This window comes from Pseudomonas sp. ADAK13, assembly GCF_012935715.1.
Lineage (GTDB): Bacteria > Pseudomonadota > Gammaproteobacteria > Pseudomonadales > Pseudomonadaceae > Aquipseudomonas.
Map to the genome: position 1 here is coordinate 4,806,267 of NZ_CP052860.1, position 20,781 is coordinate 4,827,047.

Sequence of the window (20,781 nt, forward strand, 5' to 3'; positions counted from 1 at the left end):
CAGGCACTTGGTTTTAATAAGCGCATACTGACTTCAGGACGTGACTTCCTGCGCCTGCCTCACGATTTCATCATCACCTGGAATAATGATGCCGTCCTTCATGCCCAACAGGACCGCCACCTTGTGGGCTTCTCCACGCCGTCCCTTTTTGCGCCCAGCGAGCACTTGATAAGTGGTTGCCGGGTCTACGCCATGTTCCCGGGCGAACGCTTGAACAGACTTACCTTGATGTTCCAGCCAGGCCTTGGCTTGTGCAGCAGTGCGAATACCGGGCATAGTTCAAAACCGTTCAAGTTTGTGTAAAACGAGATGAGTGTGTCACCTCTTGGGGTGTGCCAAATAGGATCATACATCCAAATGAGTGGAATCGGTTCCCGGTTAAGGCAAGAAAGAGAGCGACTCGGCCTGTCGCAGAAAAGTTTTGGTGAAATAGGAGGTGTAGAGGCGAACGCACAGGGTAAATATGAAAATGGCGGCCGCGCGCCCAAGGCAGATTACCTGTCTCGCGTGGCAGAAAAAGGTGTCGATATCCTGTACGTGTTAACCGGCACGCCGACACCAACCCAACTTGAAAACCTCAGCCAGGTTGAAGAGAAAGTGCTGGGTAACTACCGGGCGATGTTCAAGGAAGACCAGGACGCAATCCATCGCTTGACCTCTACGTTGGCCGAGCATTCAGCCTTGAGCAACGGAAAAAACAGGTCCTCGGCCCAGGATTCCTGACCTTTTACCCAGGAAATCAAGCCGCGAGCCGTTCGGCGACGGTCTGTTGTGCATTGAAACTCTATATATATGACGCTTGCAGCTAGGTCTGCGCCTTGGTTTTTTGCTAAGGTGTTCAGCAACCTATAAGACCATATCGCGAGGTGTCTGCTTGATTAGGGTGCTAGTAGTCGATGACCATGATCTCGTTCGTACAGGCATTACACGAATGCTGGCTGACATCGATGGCCTGCAAGTAGTCGGCCAGGCCGAGTCAGGGGAGGAATCCCTGATCAAGGCCCGGGAGTTGAAGCCCGATGTGGTTTTGATGGACGTCAAGATGCCCGGGATCGGCGGTCTTGGCGCCACTACGAAGTTGTTGCGCAGCCATCCGGATATCAAAGTCGTGGTAGTCACCGTGTGTGAAGAAGATCCGTTTCCTACACGGCTTCTACAAGCGGGCGCTGCCGGCTATCTGACAAAAGGCGCGGGCCTGGCGGAGATGGTCCAGGCCATTCGGCTGGTGTTTGCCGGCCAACGCTACATCAGCCCGCAGATTGCCCAGCAGTTGGCGATCAAGTCGTTCCAGCCCACCAGCGACTCGCCGTTCGATGCGCTGTCGGAGCGGGAAATCCAGATCGCCTTGATGATTGTCGGCTGCCAAAAAGTTCAGTCGATCTCCGACAAGCTGTGCCTGTCGCCGAAAACCGTGAACACCTACCGTTACCGGATTTTCGAAAAGCTTTCCATCAGCAGTGATGTTGAACTGACCCTGCTGGCGGTACGCCACGGCATGGTTGACGCCAGCGCCTGAAATGACAGCCCCTGAAATAAAATTCCTGTTCGATCCGAGTGCGTTTCTTGCTACCTGCAGTGGCCGCCCCGGCGTGTATCGCATGTTCGACAGCGAAGCGCGCCTGCTCTACGTCGGTAAAGCCAAGAACCTGAAGAGCCGCCTGGCGAGTTACTTCCGCAAGACGGGCCTGGCGCCGAAGACTGCGGCGCTGGTGGCGCGTATCGCCCAGGTCGAAACCACCATCACCGCCAATGAAACCGAGGCGCTGCTGCTTGAGCAGACGCTGATCAAGGAATGGCGGCCGCCCTACAACATCCTGCTGCGTGACGATAAGTCCTACCCGTACGTGTTTCTCTCGGACGGCGACTTTCCGCGCCTGAGCATCCATCGCGGTGCCAAGAAGCAGAAGGGCAAATATTTCGGGCCGTACCCCAGCGCCGGCGCCATCCGCGAGAGCCTGAGCCTGCTGCAAAAGGCATTTTTCGTGCGCCAGTGCGAAGACAGTTTCTACAAGAACCGCAACCGCCCGTGCCTGCAATACCAGATCAAACGCTGCAAGGCGCCGTGCGTGGGCCTGGTTGAGCCGGCGGAATACGCCGAGGACGTGCGTCACTCGGTGATGTTTCTTGAAGGCCGCAGCAATGCCCTGGCCGATGAATTGTCCGGCGCCATGGAGCAAGCGGCCAGCACCCTGGATTTCGAGCGTGCCGCAGAACTGCGTGACCAGATTTCCCTGCTGCGCCGCGTCCAGGACCAGCAGAGCATGGAAGGCGGCACCGGCGACGTCGATGTCATCGCCGCCTTCGTCAACCCGGGCGGCGCCTGTGTGCACCTGATCAGCGTGCGGGGCGGGCGGGTGCTGGGCAGCAAGAACTTCTTCCCCCAGACCGGTATAGAAGAGGAGGTCGCCGAAGTCATGGCGGCGTTCCTGGGCCAGTATTACGTCAGCAGCCCCGAGCGCGACCTGCCGAGCGAGTTGATCGTCAACGTGGTGCACGAGGACTTCCCCGCGCTGATCGAGGCGATTCACGAACTGCGAGGCCGCGAGCTGGACATCAGCCACCGCGTGCGCGGCACCCGTGCCCGCTGGCAGCAACTGGCCGTGACCAACGCCGAACAGGCCCTGGGCGCACGCCTGGCCAACCGCCAGCACGTCGCTGCACGATTTGATGCCTTGGCCGAAGTGCTCAAGCTCGACGAACCGCCCCAGCGCCTGGAGTGCTATGACATCAGCCACTCCAGCGGCGAGGCCACCGTGGCCTCCTGCGTGGTGTTCGGGCCGGAAGGGCCGATCAAGTCCGATTACCGCCGTTACAACATCGAAGGCGTCACCCCGGGCGATGACTACGCTGCGATGCACCAGGCCCTGACCCGCCGCTTCAGCAAACTGAAGGACGGCGAGGGCAAGCTGCCGGACATCCTGCTGGTGGACGGCGGCAAGGGTCAGCTGTCCATGGCCCGCGACGTGCTCAACGAACTGGCCGTCCCCGACCTGATCCTGCTCGGCGTGGCCAAGGGTGCCACCCGCAAGGCCGGTTTTGAAACCTTGTACTTGAATGATGCGGCCCATGAGTTCACCTTGAAGGGCGACTCTCCGGCACTGCACCTGATTCAGCAGATCCGCGATGAAGCCCACCGTTTCGCCATCACCGGCCACCGTGCCCGACGTGGCAAAACCCGGCGCACCTCAACCCTGGAAGGGGTCGCAGGGGTCGGGCCGACACGGCGGCGTGACCTGTTAAAACATTTTGGTGGCTTGCAGGAGCTGTCCCGTGCCAGCATCGAAGAAATAGCCAAAGCTCCCGGTATCAGTAAAAAGCTCGCAGAGTTGATTTATGCAAATCTGCACAGCGAGTAGAATGCCTTCTCACCTCGTAGCCAGTTGTGCCGATGAATATCCCTAATCTGATCACCGTACTACGCGTCCTGCTCATTCCGATTTTCATTTTGCTGTTTTACCTGCCGTACGAATGGAGCTACATGGCATCCAGTTCGGTCTTCGCCTTCGCGGCTGCCACCGACTGGCTGGACGGCTACCTGGCCCGCCGCCTGGAACAGAGCACGCCGTTTGGCGCGTTCCTCGACCCGGTGGCCGACAAACTGATGGTAGCGGTAGCCCTGGTGCTGCTGGTGCAGGAACACGGCAACCTCTGGCTGACCTTGCCGGCGGCCGTGATCATCGGTCGTGAGATCGTCGTCTCGGCCCTACGGGAATGGATGGCCGAAATCGGCGCCCGTGCCCATGTGGCCGTGTCCAACATGGGCAAATGGAAAACCGCGGCGCAGATGCTCGCCCTGGTGATCCTGCTGGCGAATCCGTCGGACTTCTCCTTCTGGGTATTGCTGGGCTACGCCTTGCTGCTGATTGCCGCAGGCCTGACCTTGTGGTCCATGCTGCAATATTTGCGCGCCGCCTGGCCGCATCTGCGCACCGAGGTTGAAAAGAAATAAAACTTTTTTGAATCAAGGGGTTGACGGGTGATGAGGATTCTATAGAATGCGCATCACCAAGACGCGGGAATAGCTCAGTTGGTAGAGCACGACCTTGCCAAGGTCGGGGTCGCGAGTTCGAGTCTCGTTTCCCGCTCCAAATATTGCGCTGCAGAGTTCCACTGAATTCTGTAAGTGATTGAAATCAGGACCTTCGGGTCCTTTTTTCGTTCCGGCGGGAACCACTGAAATCCAGCACTATCCGGTGCGTTTAAGTCCCGATTTAAGTCCCGATGGGAATCTTGAATTTGGATGAGTACTGAATCGGTTTGTTGCTGGAACAGGTTGGATAGCGAGATGAGCATCTGGCCCTGACTCTGTTCAGGAGCTCGCTATGACACTCTCGGATATGACCGTTCGGCACGCCCGAATTACCGGTAATGACTACACGCTAGGCGACACGGATGGGCTCGCGCTCAATGTGACAGCCCAAGGTGGAAAAATCTGGCGCTTCAGGTACTACTGGGCGGGTACGCAGAAGCGTATGTCCCTGGGTAGTTACCCACAAATCGGTCTCAAAGAAGCCCGAGCGCGACGTGATGAGGCGCGTGCCTTGGTTGCTCAAGGCATCAATCCCTATGAGTACCGCAAACAGCAACGTCGTGCTGTTCGTACTGCGGCAGAGCATACTTTCGAAGCAGTGTTCAATCAGTGGGTCGAATTTCGCAGGCTGAGCCTGAGGGAAGGCCGCCAGAGCACGCTCTCGCAAATTTTAAGAATCTTCAATAAAGACATCCTGCCATCGCTTGGTGGGCGGTCCGTCTACGATATCAATCGTCACGATCTGCTGGATTTGCTGAGCAGGATCGAACAGCGCAAGGCCTTAACGACAGCTGAAAAGTGTCGGACCTGGTTCAACCAATTGTTCCGATATGCGCTGGTGAAGGTAGATGGGCTGGAACACAATCCGGCTTCAGATCTTGACGTCGTCGCACTCCCCAAGCCCCCGGTAGCGCACAATCCGTTTTTACGTATGGACGAGCTGCCGGCGTTGCTCGCTGCGCTTCGTTGGCACCGTGGAGTAAGCCAAACACGGCTTGGTCTTCGACTTCTGTTGCTGACTGGTGTCCGCACCGGTGAGTTGCGCTTGGCGACACCTGATCAGTTCGATCTGGAACAGCGGTTATGGATCATACCGCCGGAGGTGGTGAAGCAACTCCAGGTAGCGATGCGTAAGCCAGGGAAGCAGACCCAAAATATACCGCCCTATATCGTCCCATTGTCGGTTCAGGCGCTTGAAATAGTGCGCCAGTTGCTCAGCCAGGTTGTCCCGGCGCAACGTTACTTGTTCATGCATCGGAGCGACCTGAGTAAGCGCATCAGTGAGAACACCTTGAATGGTGCGCTGCGTCGAATGGGCTATGCTGACCAACTGACCGGTCATGGTATGAGGGCTACGATCTCGACGGCGCTTAACGAGATCGGCTACCCAAAGGTGTGGGTGGATGCCCAGCTTTCTCATGCCGACCCAGACAAGGTAAGTGCGGCTTACAACCACGCTGAATACGTCGAGCAGCGCCGGACAATGATGCAGGACTGGGCCAACCGACTGGATCTTTGGGGACAGGGCCAACTGAAGGCGGCAAGCTCTCCGCTCACTATTCGTCTGGAGGGGGCTGCTTCGCTGCCCTCGCTCGAAAACGCGAACGTAAATTCTGTTCTGTACAACAGTAGCGCTCCAACGACGACCGCCCCAGTGGCCAGGGTGTTAGTCAGCAGCGAACCGGCCCACATCGTGCACCACAAATCGCCTGTCGTATCCGTTCCAATCCGGACGGAAAAGCCGCAAAAATCCTACGTGTCCGACATCCAGCGTGAGCGCGCAGAGATGCTAGCCACTTATGAGGCTTCGAGTAATTTACCGCTGCTAGTCTTCGCCAAGCTGGCAGGCAAATCCCGTGATCAGATCAATCGGGATATCAAGGCCCGGCGTCTGCTGTCCTTGAGTCTAGGGAATCGCGGTCAGCGCATTCCCGATTGGCAACTTGATCCATTGCGGCACAAGCTGGTTCTCACCGTGTTAAAGCGGTCTCCAGATGTGGATGCATGGAGGCTTTATCGGACGCTCTGTGAGCCCAATGAGCGACTAAAAGGTCGTTCGCCAATCGATGTCCTCACTTCGGATAATTTCGACGTGACCATAGGGATCGTGTGCAGATATCTGGGCTCAAGTTGAAGTGCTGTTTAAGACGGTGACAACGGATGTCACCGCTTGCTTCCATCCTTAGAACTGATCCGATGGCTCTACTGACCTTTTGGCTCTCCAGATAGCTGGAGCGTGTGCATTCCTTTTTCATAGTATGGACCGACACAATAGTCGCTTTCATTTAGCTCGGGGTCGATCATGGATGTGGTCATGATTATTTGATATTTTTGTTCTATTCCTTCGAGTGAGCGAACTAGAAGTCTTTGAAAGTTTTGACTGCGTGCTGGCCCCATCCCCTTATCCTCAATATTGTCCATTAACAGTAAGCGGGGATATCGCATATTTTCATCCCATATTGATTCTTGAAGAATCGCAAGGTGAAAGCTGTTTTTCATAATTGTTTCAGAGCTTGCTGAAAATTTCGACCTGCCGTCGACCAGCATAAAGTCTTTGGCAAAGTCGTATTCAAATTTCCCGGGATCTATGAAGTCGCTTTCAAATCCACCATCTTGTCTGAGAAGGGTAATTGTTCTTTCAGATAGGTTGGATTCTAGTTTTATTTTCCTGGCTTCAGTTAAGTAGCTGTTCTTTTTTATTTCGTCTTTTAAATGTGTTATCTGCGTATTTAGTTTGTCTCTCTCAGATATAAGCTGCTCCACGCTGGAGACAAGTTTTATCTTGCTTTTTAAATTTGTTATGCGTTCTTCGAGAGTGCCGATCCTAGAAGATAGAGTGTAGAGTTTAAGTACTTTGTCCGAACTAAGTGTTAGTGCTGCTTTGTGCTCTGATTTTAAGGTGTTAAGTTGATGGCTTTCAATCTGAATGTATCTATCAGCTTCTTCTAGTCGTGTTCTAAGCTCGGTTAGCACCGACTCGCTTTCGCGTTTTTGAAAATTCAGGTCGTTCAGTGTGGCTAAATAAGAGCTTTTTCTTTTCTCATCGTCAACTTCGGTTTTGCAAAGATGGCAAATGCTAGAGTCGTGAACATCTATAGAGGATAAGCAGCAGGGACAAAACTTAAATCTAACCTCTCCGAAGAAGTCATAGGTCGCCCTCGATTCTTGCAAGGACTTCAGTCTAAAATCAATTGCTTTAATAAAAAGCTCTGACTCGACAATCTCATTAACTAGCTCAACTCGCCTTGAGGTCCGAATGTCGATTTCTTTCGCCAAATTTGAGATCTGCTCTGCAACTTTTACAGCAGCTTCCCTGATTTTTGGACTCGAGTCGGTATCAGGTTGTAATGCTGTGTGTTGTCTTTCTGTTAAGAGTGCGCTAAGTTCATCATTAGAATCTTCAATTTCTTTGTTAAGGTGCTCGGCTCGTAGCACCCCCTCTGTAGGCGATATGTACTTGAAAATGGCTTCGAGTTGGCCATATATTTTGCTGAATTCTGTTTCAGCCTTAGAGAGTTGTTGTCGAAGTCCATACGTTCCTAGGTCATCTACACCAAGAAGGAAATCTCCGATTGCTTGTCGCATACTAGGCTTATCAAAAGCTAGTTCAGCTTTAAGGATCTTATTTACGGGTGTATCTTGGTCTACATAGATTAGGCGTAATATTTGGTGGATTGTAAGGTTGGAATTATCATCAGTTTGGTGATGTGGCCAGCCGAATAATTCAAAAATTTGTTGCGAAAAGCTGTGCTTGTTAGCTGTGCGCATGACGCCGTACTGAACCCACTCAGCATGGTTTTTGAGCGAGCTTTCGTAGTCCCCCGAAAAAAACTGCATGGGGGGCTTGTTTGCCGGTTCAATAGATCGGGAGACTGTTAAAGTATATTCGTTGATTTCAGTCTGGATAATAACACTGTCACATGCAGCAGCTTCTTTGTTCCAGCGCTCTTCTCTGAGATCTCCACCTAGTCCAAAAAAAAGCAAATCCATAATGGTAGATTTGCCTATGCTGTTATCGCCGCGAATTATATTGATGCCCAGATGGAAGTCTTGATCATAAACGGCGCGGCCAGATTTCATGACCAAAAAACGACGGATAAATAAGGTTGGTCTATTTGATGTCATATATATATTCCATTAGTCCCGAGCGTTTTTTCAACCCGGAGTCTCCGTTGAATTCGACTTTTGGCAGCGCCTTTGTAATCACTTTAAAGGCATCACTTTTAAGAAAGTCGTCACTCTCTATGAGCTTTATATAATTTTCTGGGAGAAGCTCGCCATTGATCTTCAGTATTCCATTTTCGAATTCGGCTTTTGAAATTATACCTTTCGCAATCAATTCCAGTGCTGCTGTTTTTTGGAAAGCTTGGAGGTCGTAAAGAACTCGAGCTGGATTGTTAATGTCTTCAAACTGATTTGGGATGGATTTTAAATTCGATTTAAAATCTTTAATGTTAGTAGGCCAGGGTTTTATGTGTTTTATCTGGCTTGGAAATAGATAGTAGTAGTCTAGGACCCTTAGCTGATCCCAGCTTAGAGTGAATTCCGTGGTTGCTTGTAGTATTGCTAGTAATCTGTATAAGCAGTGATTAGCGTCGTACGCAGGGTGATAAATTAACATTTCATATCTCCCAGACCAGATGGCACTTCCCTGTTAAGAAATACAACATTCCATAGATCAAGTGCTGATCAATTGATATGTCGACACAGTTGACTTCGGAAAAAATGGAATTAACGATGTTGTGATAAATAGACTGGTCAATATCTTCGGGGCGAGCACCGGCTTTAATGAGTGGGCGGATTTGCCCATCAAATGCGGCTTTTATTTTTTGAAGTATATAAAAGTAAATGTACTGTCTTCGTGGTGAGAGCTGAGCCTTTGCTGCTATTTTTGCGAACCGGTCTTTATGTTCTATAGCATCCTCCACTAGGTCTTCTCTACCTCCATTGAGAAGTTTTTGTCTTAATCCGACTATTGGTCTACCTTCCCGGTCTCTGAGGTAAGAGTTAAAAAGCTCGATGAAGTCTTTGAACTCTTCATCGCCTTCGGAAAGAAGGCTTATCCTGTCTAGGCCCGCTCTAATGATATTGGGGTCGGGTGCTGCAGCAACGTGTATGTGAGTAATGTTATTTTGATCGCCCCCTATAATTGGGCCTTTTACATCTGAGCTTTTAACAACGATTTTGTTCATTCGGGTTTACCGGTAGTGCGATTTCCACCGGTAATTCCTCCACTTACTTTGGAGTGGGAGACCGTTATAGTGTTTCCTTCCTTTGAATTGTTTTTTGCGAAGTTTATAAGGAGGATACAGATAAAAAATGTTAATACGCTAATCAGGCAGAGTAGTGCGAATAATTGGGCGCTGTTTAGGTTTTTCAATATAGGGGATGAAATTATTGCAGGATAAACAATGTAAGCAACAAAGGCACCTATAGTAGCGCTTCCACCATATTTTAAGGCGGCAACCCAAAACTTTTCCATACCTCAATCCCTGGTTTTTTTGGCAGACTGCCATCATCCCGGACAACTGCATTTTCGTAAAGAGCTAGGTGTTTTTTTTAATTTGTCGGTATTCGCTAGATTCTGCTTCAGAGGTCGATCGCCTTTGCGGTTCTTGGTTGTGAAAGCAAAAACGGTCAGCCCTCGTACCTAATGCTCAGTGCTGTCGAGCCACTTGAAGGGGAGGGGATGACCGTGCTGACGAATGGAGGGCGAAAAAATGTCACCACCATCTTCTATCAAGAGCACAACCGCTCTGCCTAGAGGAGGTGCATTGAGTAAATGAACACGCACGCTGAAGGACGCGCTCGTAACAGTCAAGAACGCTTGGCGCGTGGGCCTTAAGCAAATTCACTCAGAATTATCGATTATGAGAAAAGGATTGTCGCCAGGCACAGTTTCGAACAACAGTTCCGGGTTTACTAAAAAATAACCTTTGAGCTTTGCTCTTTTCCGAGGCCCTTCGACCTGACAGAGCCAGATATTCAAACCATCCCCGCGCTTTTTGTGGGTCTTCAGTTTCTCGAATTGTTTCTGCACCCATCGCCATTCTTCACCTTCGTAATCGGCACCCATGGAGATGCCCGGAAACTCCTGAACATATCGCTGAAAAATGCCAGGCGTGACCAGAAATACGCTGCCACACACCGTGTGAATTTTGGCCTTACTGTCGTTGATGATCAGCTTGTGACTTTGGATGCCTTCTCTGATCCAATTCAGGAATGCCTGGCCAGGGTTATCCGAAGGGGGCGTAGAGGCTTCGAGAGCGCTTGCTGACGGCGCCTCACGTGTTTCGGGTTCTGCCATTTCGAACATGTTCAGCAACGTTCCTAAATAGTCGTTATCTTCCATCGCAAGTGGATCGGATTGCGATGGGTTTTGAGTTGATCTTGTACTGCCTGCCATGGAGGATGCCGGAGCGTTAGTCGAGTGATCATCGGCTGCAACGCTCACCGTTCCGCTGAAAGCCTCGGGGCGATCATCGTTCCCCCAGATCAACGCCGGTTGAACGCGCAAAAACGTAAAGCTCTTCTGCCAGTCCCCCTGCGCGATAAGCGCGGTCCAGATGGCTTTGCCTCCCGGAGTCGACTCGACCAGCCCATGCGACTGCAGTTCGTCGAACACCGCGATGTTGGACGTGGGGATGCCCTCAATCGACTGCGACAGCAGATAGGCTCGCAGTTTGTCCGTGACTGTCTTGCTGACCAGCCAGAGTGCGTCTTGGGTCAGCCATCCCGCGGCACCTGGCTGGTTGAGTTTCAGTTCGTGCTGAACCAGATGACGCAACCCGCTGATCAGGTGGTACTGCAGTGAATGAGTGGGCGCTTGTAATGCCTTGCTTGGGTTGCCGCCGATGTTCTGTGCGGTGGAAACACGGTCGGCCTGCATCACCAACTCGCCGAGCACGCCAGCACGTTCGTACTGACCGGCCAGGACATACAGAAGGCTGGCCCAGAGTGACGGAAAGCCACTGAGCCAGTCCAAGATAGGACGGTCGAGAATTTGGGTGTAGAGCAAGCCAGCGGCGGCGCCGTGCAGGTGATAGTCGCGACCTTTGAGGTAGCGAAAACGGTAGGGCTGATCCAGTGGGCCCTGCCAGGGGTGCCAAGGACTGCCATCCTGACGTTCGACCTGCAGGTCCACGGCGATCTTGCCGATGTCATGCAGCAGCGCGCCATAGGCGATGCCGGCGGACCAGGCGTCAGTCTGGGCGGCCTGGTCTTCGGGCGCAGCGCCGGTGGGAAGCAGATAGGATTGGCGCAGTTTCAAACTACAGGCGGCCAGCTCCAGGCCATGGTCGAGCATGCCACCGAGATACGCATGGTGGTGCGTCTCGCTGGCCGGGAGTTGCTGGACCTGTTCGGCGTAGCGATGGATCGGATTTAAGTAGAGCTGGGTGAATTGGACGTGGGAGAGGGCGGTGTATTGCCAGATGCGATCGAGCAACTGGCGGCGGTGCTCCACTGCTAAGAGGGTATGGGCTGACTCGATGGACAGGTAACCTTCGGCGACGTTGACGGTCGGTGGCGGAGGGGGCTTCTGCCTTTTGTGGCGAAACAGACTGAGCATCGTGACCTCCGGGAAGTGGTTGGGTCAGTGGCCTTTTAGCCTTTTCGGATAGAGCTCTTACCCTTGAGTCCCCATGCCCTTCCAACCCTTACCCGTCCTTTTGGCTCTTGTCCCTTTGTGCGGCAATCGGAATATCGATTTCTCCTGGTGCCGTTTTGTTGGAGGCGCGTGCTAGTACGGAAAAGGGAAGAGTCGGTACACTGCGGTGCGAATTTTCTCGGGTCTTGCCATGAATCTTACTGATGCCACGCTCGTGCTGCTGCTCGCGGCACGTATCCATGGGACAGACGAGGCCGTCAGGGCCTCGGCGAAGAGCGTGGTCAAGAAGTTACCGCGCAGTAAACGCGATCTGATCTACAAGGTGATCGATAGCCGGAGTCCACTCGAACTGGTGGACTTTCTGGCGCAGAACCTAGATGAGTGACAGCTCGCCGTTGGCGTGTGGCCATCTATTGTCATTTACGTGAGGGGCCCGCAGTGTGATGCCGTTTGTTTTCTGGAAACAGAAAAAAGGGCCCAACTTGCGTTGCGCCCTGTGAAGCGATTGTTGGGGTGAGTTTCAGCATAACTAACGATTAAGCTCCGTCGTTCCTGCATAGCGAGTCGTCCAAGACCGCTGGGTTCAGTTGTTGCTCCAGACTGAGCAGATACTCCGATGCGGCTCGAGCTTGGCCGCTGGCCCGAAAGATCGCGCGCTTGTCTGCCTTGAGCAGGCTGAGCCAAGAGTCGATATAGCCCTCGTGCCGCAGCTCTCCCGGAATACCGGCATAAGCGCATAAAAAAGCGGCGCCCATCTCGGCGATCAATTCCTCAAACGCGTAGCCTGGCGAGCCGAACGGGCAGGATGACGTCACTCCCTCACGCTGCAACCGAGAGTGATGTCCGGTCCAGTGCGTCAGCTCGTGAAGTGCGGTGGCGTAGTACCCACCTTCATCGTGAAATTGCGCTTTTGTCGGCAGTTGGATGAGATCCCTGATCGGGTGGTAAAAGGCTTCGTCGGAAGGCCGATGAACGATGCGTGCACCTGAACTTAACAGCAGATTTTCCGCAACGCTATTGGCCTGGAAGGGATCGGTCGGTTCCGTTTCGAGCAGGGTTTGATTGAACATCTCGAGCCCCTCCGTTTGCTCGATGTTGAACAGAAAATGCGTCCTGAGAATGCCGAAGTGAGCGACCTTGGGCTGACCGTTTTCATCGAGTACGGGTTGGCCTGACTCGGTCTGTTCCTCGCGCTCCATCGGCTTGTAGAGCACAGCCAGAGTGCTGTGCTCACCCTTACGGATGTGCCCACCGGCCTTTTTAGCTTGGTTGAAGGTCAGCCAACGATCTTGAGTGAACCCCTGCAACCTGGCCTCGGCCCAGAGCAGCGGTAAATTGATGCCCGAATACGGACGTCGCGTGATGGCATTGATGGGGTAGGGTTGATGACCGATGTAAGCTGAGCCACTTGAGGACCAGGGTTTGATCCAAGGAGCAACGCCTTGGTCTAACGCGGTAACGATCTTGTCAGTTACGTCTTGGTAGATATCGCGCATGGCAATTTCCTCGAAAGAAAAACGAAGGAACGCCTTGCCCGCCGGGGGAGGGTTCCCCGGTGGGTGATGGGCTGGATTGATGCAGGTCTTGCATGCCGTCCGAATGTGGAGGTGGGCGCCGCCCATTGCGCTTAGCGCTGGTGTTCTCCTGCAAGCGCTATCAGTAAGGCGCCAGGCTGACCCGGTTCTTGGAGTAGGCTGAGACTCAATTGCAGCAACGGATCGTGGTCTAAGTAATCGGTTGGTTCAATGTGGACTACCTCGAACAGCACATAGAGCTTTTGTGGATTGGCGAGGTGGGCTTCGAAGGCTGCGCGCAATACGTGGCTCAACCGATCGACCTGCAGCTTCCCAGCGTGATCGGAACGCTCGAGCTGTACTGCGCGTTGCCATGCGCCAGGTGTGAACACGATGGGCAACCGAAGGGTGTTCAGTGCTTCCGGTGTAAGTGAGTCGGGCATGGTATGTCTCCGTTGAAAACGCGAAGAAACCTGTCCCGTGCGGGAAAAGATTTCCCCGCAGTGGGTTGAAGAAAATCAAGAGGATTTTCCTGACGAGCAGAGCTCGAAAGGCGCTCAGGAGAGCAGTAGGCGTTCATCACCGTAGAAACGGTCACCGTGCGAGCTACCGAACGCTAATCGCACTTGGGGAGAGCCATCATCGAAGTGACGTAGCCTTGAAGGTTCTGGCTACCTGGGCGGGGTGCTGTCGATAACAGCGATCCGTACCTTGTATTTAGCCGGACGATTTGTATGGGTCAATGACTGTAGAGATGCTGTTTCACGGGGCTTGTCTTCTGTCTTCCAGTGAAGATTTTTCGTCTGGGCAAACTGATAAACGGTCAGGCACGGGCCGTTTTCAGTAGTAGGCTGTTACTCCTGTCTCCACCATGAAAACGCTCAGAAGAGGGCGAGACCATGCCGACTCAGCAACCTGTTCAGAGTTCACGTGCCCACCGCTGGGCGTACGCCTGTGGTATGTCGGTGAAGCGTGGTTACCGTAGGTTGAAAACGTTTGAATCCCGCGTGGTTGAGCGTGCGGAAACGGCAGGTATGCCCGCAGGTAAATTATTTGTTCGCGGGAGTTTTCTGATTGCCCAGTTAGCTCTGCTCGGAGCATTTCTTTTTGTTAGCTTCTGGTTGTTTATGCTGATGTGCACAATCGTCGCATTAGCAGCTATCCCAGTTCAAGATTCAGACACTCCAGATATTGACGATCTTGATGATCCAATGCATAGAACTTCTTGGCCTGAGCGGTACGATAAATGGGGTTCTCTGAAGTAGCCTGTGGTTATTTTGAGCTCGATTTACCCGAAACAATTCTTGCACCGCTCATCAACTGAGAGGTTCCGTTAGAGCTCGCTGTCTGTGCAGCATGGGTTCCCCTGCTGAGCATTCCTTCTACGCCTGAACCTACGCTATATCCGGCCCAACTCATGGTGGCTAGAAAAACCATCGGCAGCACGATGAACATCGCCCCCATCACATACTCAATTACCTGCGCGGTGACGGTTCCATCCATAAATCCGGATGTCGGCAGCGACAACAGCACCTGATTGGACGCCGAAACCTGGTTGTACAAGGTGTCGAGCATGCTGGAGTCGACCCAGCGGGCCAGTTCCCACCAGAAGGTCAGCATGTGCAGTGTGAACAGCGCGAACGTCACCGTCATGACGGTCTTCAGCTGGTAGGTACTGACTAACAGAATCAGCGGCAAGCTGATGATGACGCCCATGATCAGGAAGGCCTGCACCATTGGCAGGGCGGCGCGTAGTGCATTCATCGCCGGGAAGTTGCTGAAGGAGCCGAGGGCCAGCCCGGTGTTGGTGGCGAGGTTATTGAGCCCCTGATTGATCGAACCGCCACGAGCGCTGGAACCATAGTCCTGGTACACCTGTCCGGGCGACATGGACATCGATTGCTGGCGCGGACTGACCAGTTCGCGCAGGGTGGCATCCTCGATCTCGTTGCTCGAGCGGCCAGTCAACCAACCTTTGAGCTGAGTCAGCAGCGAGGGATCAACCTGCTCGACCAAGCGCTCGCGCAAGCCAACACCGCTGTCGCTCCACCACTGCTTGCAGGTGGGATAGCCCGCGCCATTCTCCAGCCGCGGCAGGGAAACATCGCGGCTTTCGTCATACGGCCAGCTGACGCGCGGTGTGCGTGAACGATCCGTATCGTAGTAGCCGGGCGTGTCGAGAAGATAGCTTGAGCCGATCCAGGACGCGTCGTGACTTTGTGCCTTGTCCAGTTGCGGGCGATTGGTGAACAGCCGGGAACGAGAGTAGCCATAACAGTCGCGAGTGAAGTCGGCGACTTCCTGCAGGAGGACCTGGCTTTCGATGCGCGAACTGTCGATCTCCATGCGCATCTGCCGGATATCCGGCGCGCAGGGAATGGAGGCGGTGGCCGCTGCGGTGACCCCTTTGCTCAAGGCATGCACCAGAAACCACCAGATCGGCACGTTGGCGGAGCGTTCGCCAATGGTATTGAAGGTGGTCCCCCAGGCAGTATCCGCCGGCTTGGCCACACTCACGCCGCAGCGCTGACTCGCCGCATCATCGAATGCCATTGACGAGAGGCTCAATGGAAAGACCGGCGCGCAGCCGAACAATACGACGATGTAGGCCAGCCACAACCGGTTCTCGATCCGCGGCACCGAGAGCAATCCCTTGTTTCCCTCATCCGCGCCTTGCTGACGGGCCGACAACCATTCCTGCAGGATGATCGCGCCGAAGGGCGCGGCAAACAACCCGGTGTCGGACAGGACACCCCAGAGGCCGTTGTTGATGATCCAGGCCAGGAGAGAGAGGTAAAACTCCAGGTAGCTGTTGGTGCTCATAAGCATGGGGGTGACCTCACAGTCGGGTGAGTTCGACGCAGGTAAAGAGTACGAGCCCTAATGCTCCGATGCGTTTCACGCGCAGTCGATCCTGGGGTCGATGTCGGTAGTGCCAAAGCAGATCCCACCAGAGCGCAAAGAGGGCGCCGTAGAGCAGGGCACGCCACCACCGCAGATAGGGCAGTACGGATTCGAATGCGTGCTGCCAGGCCTCGAAACTACTCAGCGCAGCGCGGCCGATCCATGCGACCAGTGCGGCGGTCAGGATCATCACCGCGGCAATCCCCAGGCTCGAAAGCAAAGTGAATAGCGGTGAGCGTTTCATGGCTCACTTGCGCCTGGCGTCAGCGTCATTGAGCCGGCCCGGCTCAGGGTCGCCTTGCTCGACGGTGCGCGAAGCATCGGCACCGCCGGCATGCCGATCGAGCACCAGGCTGGCGGTATTGGTGGCGAGTATCTGCCGGACCTGCAGTTCGGTTTGTAGCAGGCGTATTTCGCGCTCTAGAGCGTCGATGTTTTTCGTCAAGGCGCTCTGAGCCGGCTCGGCTGAGGCGATGTTCGGTTCGTGACTGCCCGCCAGCAGAGTACGCAATAGCAGCAACGCTTTGTCGAGCACACTGGACAAGGCCGTCTCACTGGCCAGGCGCCGCGCCAACAGATCCTGATCGGGGTCGTCGCGCAGGGCTTCGACTACGCCACGGGTTACCGGCAGCATAGGGCTCGAGGCTTTCGCCAGGTTGTCAGGGGTAGGCGACAGTGAGCCGGACAGCAGCCCTTGCAGGGCCTTGAGACGTTCGCTGTAGGCCTCCTGGATCAGCGGCGTCAATCCGCTGCCAGCGGTCGCACGCAGGGTTTCGCAGGTATCGCAGGTCGTGACTTCAGTTTCGCCCAGCACGCGAACGGCCCATTCGGATTCCTCCTGGGGCGAAGCCCAGGTCTGGCAAATGGCCCCACCCAGGCAATCGCTATTACTAATCGAGGCATTGTCATCCATCGACCGGTTATGCAGCAGGTTGTAGCCCGTGCGCACTACGTCGGCGGTCACCCGAATGGGCGTCTGCCCATCACCACCAGCCTTCGAGCCGCCGACCCAGGACACCCCCTTGTTGCCGTTATGGGCCTCGGTGTTTTTCACCGCGGCCACCGCATCACCGCCGGTTTGCTCCAGATTGCCCTGCATCTCCTGGTTCTTGGCCAGCGCGCCCCAGCCGGCTTGACCGACCTTGTCCGCCATCTTCTCGGCCATGGCCTGGCAGGTCAGCTTCGAGCGGTCGAAGTCGATACGCCCCTGCATCACCCCGTTGCTCAACAACTCATAGAGGCCGGGGTTGGCGCGTTGGATGATCAACGCCGGCAGCGACATCACGGCTTGGGTCGCGTTCTGCACGATGCTGCCCATGATCTGCTGGAAACCTTCGGTGACGCCGTTCAGCTGGTTTTGCAGGGTGTTGGTGAGGCTCATGTTTCCGCACATCATGTTCGCTCGCCATGACCCGCCGACACCGAGACCACTGGGTCGGTAGAGCGAGCTCGGTGAGCCGACTGCCGAGCCGCCACCAATGGTGTACATCACTCGGTCGTCGAGTACTTCACCTTGAGTACCCAGACGGTAATCGCCCTCGGCGGCGTAGGCATGTGTGGCAATGGCGAGCAGTCCACAGAGCAACAGACTCATCGTGCCCAACCAGGGCCGCGCGAGAAGCCGACTCATGAAGCACCTCCTTCGAAGTCGATGCTGAACAGGAAGGTCTGTCCCTCACGTTTGCAGCAGCTATAGGGACGCCACAGCGACCAGGCGTAGCCGCCATCCGCGCTCTGTACCGGATCGCTGGGGAAGATGGCGCACGTGGGCTGCACCTGGGGGTAGAGCAATTGCCATTTGTGGGTCGAAGCGTCGTTTTCAACGATCGGGCCAGGCGGCCAGTAGCCGTCGCGTTTGGCGGGCGTGAGTGGTAAGTACACATGCGGCTGCCAGTTGTGGGTAATCACATCGCCGGCGCGTTGCGCCATGACTGCGGCCGCCTTGAAATCGTCGGGCTGTACCAGAAAGCCCTGCCGGGGATAAACGTTGCCCCACATGTTTCCCGAGACCTGACGACCAATTTCACGGATCCCCGGCATGAGCGATTCGGGGTAGAAACTTTCTGGGATGCCATGGCGCCAGGCCAGTGAGTCCAGGGTACTCAGGTAGTAAGGCATTAATGCAGTTGCACCGCTGGCGCAGGCATAGCCGGATTGCGAAGCCAGTTGCGTTGCGACCCAGCCACCGGGGTGGCCGATGCCATCAACGTTCTTGAATCGAGGCAGGTTGTCGCGGCGGGCGTTCGGCGTGATCAGGTTGCCGCCACCTTCTGCACCGCTGATGGGAGCGGAGAGGGTGGTCATCTTGGTCCAGGGGTTATTGCCGGTGGTGGCGTAGCTCGAGACGACCAGTTCAGGAATGAAATGACGAACCTTGGTCGAGGTTTTGACTGTGCAGCCGAAGGGCGTGCAGAGGAGCCAGAAACAAATGCCGACGACCCTGTATTCGAGACAGTTTGGCGAAAGCACGGAGGAGGTGATGCTGACGGTGTCCAGCGCCATGCTTGGGCCGCACGCCAGCAGAATGCTTAGCGCCAAGGGCCGTAGTTTTGTGGGCGGAAGTGACGAGCAGGCAACAGGCATTATCCAGGCTCTCGGTGTATGGCCTGGGCAGGTTCGGTTAGGGACTGAAGACTGTCAGTGGGAATTATGAAGGCGGATCTATCGGATTTGTGAGGCGTGGGTCTATTATTTGACGTGAAGGGAGCTGCGCAGGGTATCGGCGTCTACAAGTAGTTGATCTGTGGTGATTTCGAAAATATTGGCGAGTTTGCACAGGACCAACAGCGAGGGGTTGCCCGCGCATCGTTCGATTTGGCTGACGTAGGTGCGATCCACCTCGGCCATGAGCGCCAGCTGCTCCTGGGTAAGGTTCTTTACGCGCCGCATCCAGCGGATGTTCTCCGCCAGTTGCAGACGAAGTTGTTCGTAGTCTTGAGTCATGCGCGCAAATTGCGCCTTGAGGGACTCTCAATCCACGGGATATAGTCTACATTGGCATTGAATTAGGCCATTTGGTGCCCATGCCTGTTATCGAGCGTTCATTTGGTGTCGTTAAGATTTCGAGGCTGGGTCCAGTGTCTAACAATAAAATCAGAAATCTAGGGTGCGTATGGACGAAAACTACATTTCAATTCCCGCGGCGGATGATTGCCCAAGTCTTCTGACACCTTGGGGCAGCGAATTTTCGCCGATGATCGAGCGTGGTGTGCAATGTGCCCAGGCTTGGCTTGAGGCAACGACCGATATTCCTTTGTGGTGGGAACTGGCGCAAACGCGCAAGACCTTTCCTGTCGGTGACTGCCAAGATGCCTTCGAAGCCGGTTTTCTGTTGAGAATTCAGCAACGGCTTCGGAGCGTGTCACAGTAACCCTGTTGCTTAATGGGCGATTGCATCGTCTTGATCGCCCGTTTGCACTCAACCTGGCTGCATCGACACAGACCATGCAGTTTAAGAACGATTGCCGCTTCGCTGGCGCGTTTTGTCCACCGGCTGAACAACTCGTGGGGGATTGTGCTTCCCTTATTTGGGCGCTGCACCAAGGGCGGCACTTGCTTCAAATGCCACCGGTCATGCATCGAACGTGAAAATCTCTTGAAAGGTATGGTTCCAGACGCCATTCCTCTAGAATGGAGGCTGACAGAAGTAGCTTTCGCCCTGTTACAAACAGGTTTACGTAGCTAAGATTCTGATTAAGTGCAGATTCTGCACGCTCTGAGAACGTGGAGCGCGATATGAAAGCCAAACGAGTGTTGAGTGACGATCTGGTGAGCCGACTGGAGGATAAGATCCCGGTCATGGCTGAAGGCGCCATCAATACCGCATATATCAACGCCCTGGCTGCCGGCCGCAGTGTGATGGAAGTCATGAACGGCATGCTTGTTGAAACGACTGCTGACGGTAAGCACAAAGTCATTCGGGTGGCCAAGCCCAAGCACAAAGTGACGCAGGGTGGCGTAATCAAGGTGCGCCGCTGCTCATGACTGTCCCTCGGTTGAGGGTCTTTGCTGGACCCAACGGCTCCGGCAAGAGCACGATGAAAAGTGCCATCCCTTCCCACCTGATCGGTATCTACATTAACCCGGATGAAATCGAGAAGGCTGCCAAAGACAGCGGTCGTCTGGAGTTCAGTGATTTTCAACTGGAAGTTGAGGGTGATGATGTCCTCGGTTTCATTAGGGAGCATCGGCTGGTCAGGTCTGCCCGGCTCGATGAGGAGGCGACCAACATAGGCTTTAGCAGCAACGGCCTGAATTTCCAGACGGTCGCGATGAACTCCTATTTTGCCTCCGTGCTCTCTGACTTCATCCGGAACAAGCTCCTCGAAGACCAGCTGTCTTTCACCTTCGAAACGGTGATGTCTAGCGACGACAAAATCGCTTTTATGCTCAAGGCGAGAGAGTCTGGATACCGAACCTACCTGTACTTTGTGGCAACTGAAGACCCTGACATCAATATCAACAGGGTTAGGAACCGTGTCGCGGCAGGTGGGCACCCCGTTCCCACAGAAAAAATTGTCCAGCGCTACGGCCGTTGCCTGAGCCTGCTGCCTGTGGCTATTGCTGCTTCGGACCGGGCCTACATCTTCGATAACTCCGGTGCCGATCTGGTGCTGCTGGCCGAAGTTACGGATGGGACGGACCTTGAGTTCAAGGTTGATGAGGTCCCTGACTGGTTCATGGATGCCTACGTTGAAAAGGTGTCCAACGGCTAGCTGCCGGAT

23 protein-coding genes and 1 tRNA gene are annotated in these 20,781 nt (G+C 54.5%); 11 read left to right on the top strand and 13 right to left on the bottom strand.

What is annotated here, in order from left to right; all coding sequences use genetic code 11:
• Nucleotides 1–33: 33 nt before the first annotated feature.
• Entirely contained in the window at nucleotides 34–276 is a 243-nt protein-coding gene (locus tag HKK54_RS22200) for a DNA-binding protein (protein WP_010173691.1), read from the bottom strand.
• Nucleotides 277–357: 81 nt separating this feature from the next.
• Between HKK54_RS22200 and HKK54_RS22205 the strand changes: the two genes are divergently transcribed.
• The 6 genes from HKK54_RS22205 (at nucleotide 358) to HKK54_RS22230 (ending at nucleotide 6,164) form a co-directional block, all read left to right on the top strand.
• Complete coding sequence (locus tag HKK54_RS22205) at nucleotides 358–723, top strand: helix-turn-helix domain-containing protein (protein WP_010173689.1); 366 nt, start codon at nucleotides 358–360, stop codon at nucleotides 721–723.
• Between the two features lie 151 nt (nucleotides 724–874).
• The gene (gacA, locus tag HKK54_RS22210) at nucleotides 875–1,516 is read left to right on the top strand and encodes a response regulator transcription factor GacA (RefSeq protein ID WP_008436066.1); all 642 of its coding nucleotides are present in this window, start codon (nucleotides 875–877) and stop codon (nucleotides 1,514–1,516) included.
• A 1-nt stretch (nucleotide 1,517) separates the two neighbouring features.
• Nucleotides 1,518–3,356 (top strand): excinuclease ABC subunit UvrC, encoded by a 1,839-nt coding sequence (gene uvrC / locus HKK54_RS22215; RefSeq protein ID WP_029616035.1) that lies wholly within the window; start codon nucleotides 1,518–1,520, stop codon nucleotides 3,354–3,356.
• A gap of 32 nt (nucleotides 3,357–3,388) precedes the next feature.
• A complete protein-coding gene (gene pgsA / locus HKK54_RS22220) occupies nucleotides 3,389–3,949 on the top strand; it encodes a CDP-diacylglycerol--glycerol-3-phosphate 3-phosphatidyltransferase (protein ID WP_003208929.1) in 561 nt (186 codons plus the stop codon).
• A gap of 63 nt (nucleotides 3,950–4,012) precedes the next feature.
• A tRNA-Gly gene (locus HKK54_RS22225) sits at nucleotides 4,013–4,088 on the top strand.
• A 234-nt stretch (nucleotides 4,089–4,322) separates the two neighbouring features.
• Nucleotides 4,323–6,164: a tyrosine-type recombinase/integrase gene (locus tag HKK54_RS22230; protein ID WP_169387829.1), complete on the top strand. Its 1,842-nt coding sequence runs from the start codon at nucleotides 4,323–4,325 to the stop codon at nucleotides 6,162–6,164.
• A gap of 68 nt (nucleotides 6,165–6,232) precedes the next feature.
• On the opposite strand, the gene HKK54_RS22235 is transcribed toward HKK54_RS22230, so the two are convergent.
• The 5 genes from HKK54_RS22235 to mobH all read right to left on the bottom strand — a co-directional run bounded on the left by HKK54_RS22235 (nucleotide 6,233) and on the right by mobH (nucleotide 11,600).
• On the bottom strand, nucleotides 6,233–8,155 hold the full coding sequence (locus HKK54_RS22235; protein ID WP_169387830.1) for an AAA family ATPase: 1,923 nt from the start codon (nucleotides 8,153–8,155) through the stop codon (nucleotides 6,233–6,235).
• A complete protein-coding gene (locus tag HKK54_RS22240) occupies nucleotides 8,142–8,651 on the bottom strand; it encodes an ABC-three component system middle component 5 (RefSeq protein WP_169387831.1) in 510 nt (169 codons plus the stop codon). Before HKK54_RS22240 ends, HKK54_RS22235 begins: the two co-directional genes overlap by 14 nt.
• Nucleotide 8,652: 1 nt before the next feature.
• Nucleotides 8,653–9,222, bottom strand: coding sequence for an ABC-three component system protein (locus tag HKK54_RS22245; protein ID WP_169387832.1), 570 nt, complete (start codon nucleotides 9,220–9,222; stop codon nucleotides 8,653–8,655).
• Entirely contained in the window at nucleotides 9,219–9,512 is a 294-nt protein-coding gene (locus tag HKK54_RS22250; RefSeq protein WP_169387833.1) for a hypothetical protein, read from the bottom strand. Before HKK54_RS22250 ends, HKK54_RS22245 begins: the two co-directional genes overlap by 4 nt.
• Nucleotides 9,513–9,881: 369 nt before the next feature.
• Nucleotides 9,882–11,600 (bottom strand): MobH family relaxase, encoded by a 1,719-nt coding sequence (mobH, locus tag HKK54_RS22255; protein ID WP_169387834.1) that lies wholly within the window; start codon nucleotides 11,598–11,600, stop codon nucleotides 9,882–9,884.
• Nucleotides 11,601–11,829: 229 nt separating this feature from the next.
• On the opposite strand from mobH, the gene HKK54_RS22260 reads away from it, so the two are divergent.
• A complete protein-coding gene (locus HKK54_RS22260; RefSeq protein ID WP_034115548.1) occupies nucleotides 11,830–12,024 on the top strand; it encodes a DUF7740 domain-containing protein in 195 nt (64 codons plus the stop codon).
• 151 nt (nucleotides 12,025–12,175) lie between these two features.
• Here the strand turns inward: HKK54_RS22260 and HKK54_RS22265 are convergent, their stop codons facing one another.
• Both HKK54_RS22265 and HKK54_RS22270 read right to left on the bottom strand, forming a co-directional pair.
• Nucleotides 12,176–13,135, bottom strand: coding sequence for an ArdC family protein (locus tag HKK54_RS22265; RefSeq protein WP_169387835.1), 960 nt, complete (start codon nucleotides 13,133–13,135; stop codon nucleotides 12,176–12,178).
• A gap of 131 nt (nucleotides 13,136–13,266) precedes the next feature.
• Nucleotides 13,267–13,596 carry a hypothetical protein gene (locus HKK54_RS22270; protein WP_169387836.1) on the bottom strand — a complete coding sequence of 110 codons (330 nt, stop codon included), beginning with the start codon at nucleotides 13,594–13,596 and terminating at the stop codon, nucleotides 13,267–13,269.
• Nucleotides 13,597–14,052: 456 nt separating this feature from the next.
• On the opposite strand from HKK54_RS22270, the gene HKK54_RS22275 reads away from it, so the two are divergent.
• Nucleotides 14,053–14,418 (top strand): DUF3742 family protein, encoded by a 366-nt coding sequence (locus tag HKK54_RS22275; RefSeq protein ID WP_169387837.1) that lies wholly within the window; start codon nucleotides 14,053–14,055, stop codon nucleotides 14,416–14,418.
• A 7-nt stretch (nucleotides 14,419–14,425) separates the two neighbouring features.
• On the opposite strand, the gene HKK54_RS22280 is transcribed toward HKK54_RS22275, so the two are convergent.
• The 5 genes from HKK54_RS22280 to HKK54_RS22300 form a co-directional block, all read right to left on the bottom strand.
• Nucleotides 14,426–15,982, bottom strand: coding sequence for a conjugal transfer protein TraG N-terminal domain-containing protein (locus tag HKK54_RS22280; RefSeq protein WP_169387838.1), 1,557 nt, complete (start codon nucleotides 15,980–15,982; stop codon nucleotides 14,426–14,428).
• A gap of 10 nt (nucleotides 15,983–15,992) precedes the next feature.
• Nucleotides 15,993–16,301, bottom strand: coding sequence for a hypothetical protein (locus HKK54_RS22285; protein WP_169387839.1), 309 nt, complete (start codon nucleotides 16,299–16,301; stop codon nucleotides 15,993–15,995).
• A 3-nt stretch (nucleotides 16,302–16,304) separates the two neighbouring features.
• A complete protein-coding gene (locus HKK54_RS22290) occupies nucleotides 16,305–17,687 on the bottom strand; it encodes an integrating conjugative element protein (RefSeq protein WP_169387840.1) in 1,383 nt (460 codons plus the stop codon).
• Nucleotides 17,684–18,640 carry a TIGR03756 family integrating conjugative element protein gene (locus HKK54_RS22295; protein ID WP_169387841.1) on the bottom strand — a complete coding sequence of 319 codons (957 nt, stop codon included), beginning with the start codon at nucleotides 18,638–18,640 and terminating at the stop codon, nucleotides 17,684–17,686. Before HKK54_RS22295 ends, HKK54_RS22290 begins: the two co-directional genes overlap by 4 nt.
• A 105-nt stretch (nucleotides 18,641–18,745) precedes the next feature.
• Nucleotides 18,746–19,000, bottom strand: a complete 255-nt coding sequence (locus HKK54_RS22300; RefSeq protein ID WP_020300913.1) for a helix-turn-helix domain-containing protein — start codon at nucleotides 18,998–19,000, stop codon at nucleotides 18,746–18,748.
• A gap of 169 nt (nucleotides 19,001–19,169) precedes the next feature.
• Between HKK54_RS22300 and HKK54_RS22305 the strand changes: the two genes are divergently transcribed.
• The 3 genes from HKK54_RS22305 to HKK54_RS22315 all read left to right on the top strand — a co-directional run bounded on the left by HKK54_RS22305 (nucleotide 19,170) and on the right by HKK54_RS22315 (nucleotide 20,772).
• Nucleotides 19,170–19,427, top strand: a complete 258-nt coding sequence (locus HKK54_RS22305; protein WP_096116162.1) for a LasR-specific antiactivator QslA — start codon at nucleotides 19,170–19,172, stop codon at nucleotides 19,425–19,427.
• Between the two features lie 365 nt (nucleotides 19,428–19,792).
• On the top strand, nucleotides 19,793–20,041 hold the full coding sequence (locus HKK54_RS22310) for a hypothetical protein (protein ID WP_093432225.1): 249 nt from the start codon (nucleotides 19,793–19,795) through the stop codon (nucleotides 20,039–20,041).
• A complete protein-coding gene (locus HKK54_RS22315) occupies nucleotides 20,038–20,772 on the top strand; it encodes a zeta toxin family protein (RefSeq protein WP_169387842.1) in 735 nt (244 codons plus the stop codon). The genes HKK54_RS22310 and HKK54_RS22315 overlap by 4 nt, the downstream gene beginning before the upstream one ends.
• Nucleotides 20,773–20,781: the final 9 nt, after the last annotated feature.

Excerpts from the sequence above, each read along its gene's own strand:
- pgsA (WP_003208929.1), top strand. The coding sequence starts at position 3,389 with ATGAATATCCCTAATCTGATCACCGTACTACGCGTCCTGCTCATTCCG.
- HKK54_RS22270 (WP_169387836.1), bottom strand. The coding sequence starts at position 13,596 with ATGCCCGACTCACTTACACCGGAAGCACTGAACACCCTTCGGTTGCCC.
- HKK54_RS22200 (WP_010173691.1), bottom strand. The coding sequence starts at position 276 with ATGCCCGGTATTCGCACTGCTGCACAAGCCAAGGCCTGGCTGGAACAT.
- HKK54_RS22290 (WP_169387840.1), bottom strand. The coding sequence starts at position 17,687 with ATGAGTCGGCTTCTCGCGCGGCCCTGGTTGGGCACGATGAGTCTGTTG.
- HKK54_RS22260 (WP_034115548.1), top strand. The coding sequence starts at position 11,830 with ATGAATCTTACTGATGCCACGCTCGTGCTGCTGCTCGCGGCACGTATC.
- HKK54_RS22235 (WP_169387830.1), bottom strand. The coding sequence starts at position 8,155 with ATGACATCAAATAGACCAACCTTATTTATCCGTCGTTTTTTGGTCATG.
- HKK54_RS22230 (WP_169387829.1), top strand. The coding sequence starts at position 4,323 with ATGACACTCTCGGATATGACCGTTCGGCACGCCCGAATTACCGGTAAT.
- HKK54_RS22300 (WP_020300913.1), bottom strand. The coding sequence starts at position 19,000 with ATGACTCAAGACTACGAACAACTTCGTCTGCAACTGGCGGAGAACATC.
- uvrC (WP_029616035.1), top strand. The coding sequence starts at position 1,518 with ATGACAGCCCCTGAAATAAAATTCCTGTTCGATCCGAGTGCGTTTCTT.
- HKK54_RS22285 (WP_169387839.1), bottom strand. The coding sequence starts at position 16,301 with ATGAAACGCTCACCGCTATTCACTTTGCTTTCGAGCCTGGGGATTGCC.
- HKK54_RS22245 (WP_169387832.1), bottom strand. The coding sequence starts at position 9,222 with ATGAACAAAATCGTTGTTAAAAGCTCAGATGTAAAAGGCCCAATTATA.
- HKK54_RS22240 (WP_169387831.1), bottom strand. The coding sequence starts at position 8,651 with ATGTTAATTTATCACCCTGCGTACGACGCTAATCACTGCTTATACAGA.
- HKK54_RS22275 (WP_169387837.1), top strand. The coding sequence starts at position 14,053 with ATGCCGACTCAGCAACCTGTTCAGAGTTCACGTGCCCACCGCTGGGCG.
- HKK54_RS22310 (WP_093432225.1), top strand. The coding sequence starts at position 19,793 with ATGAAAGCCAAACGAGTGTTGAGTGACGATCTGGTGAGCCGACTGGAG.
- HKK54_RS22305 (WP_096116162.1), top strand. The coding sequence starts at position 19,170 with ATGGACGAAAACTACATTTCAATTCCCGCGGCGGATGATTGCCCAAGT.
- HKK54_RS22250 (WP_169387833.1), bottom strand. The coding sequence starts at position 9,512 with ATGGAAAAGTTTTGGGTTGCCGCCTTAAAATATGGTGGAAGCGCTACT.
- HKK54_RS22315 (WP_169387842.1), top strand. The coding sequence starts at position 20,038 with ATGACTGTCCCTCGGTTGAGGGTCTTTGCTGGACCCAACGGCTCCGGC.
- mobH (WP_169387834.1), bottom strand. The coding sequence starts at position 11,600 with ATGCTCAGTCTGTTTCGCCACAAAAGGCAGAAGCCCCCTCCGCCACCG.
- HKK54_RS22295 (WP_169387841.1), bottom strand. The coding sequence starts at position 18,640 with ATGCCTGTTGCCTGCTCGTCACTTCCGCCCACAAAACTACGGCCCTTG.
- HKK54_RS22205 (WP_010173689.1), top strand. The coding sequence starts at position 358 with ATGAGTGGAATCGGTTCCCGGTTAAGGCAAGAAAGAGAGCGACTCGGC.
- HKK54_RS22265 (WP_169387835.1), bottom strand. The coding sequence starts at position 13,135 with ATGCGCGATATCTACCAAGACGTAACTGACAAGATCGTTACCGCGTTA.
- HKK54_RS22280 (WP_169387838.1), bottom strand. The coding sequence starts at position 15,982 with ATGCTTATGAGCACCAACAGCTACCTGGAGTTTTACCTCTCTCTCCTG.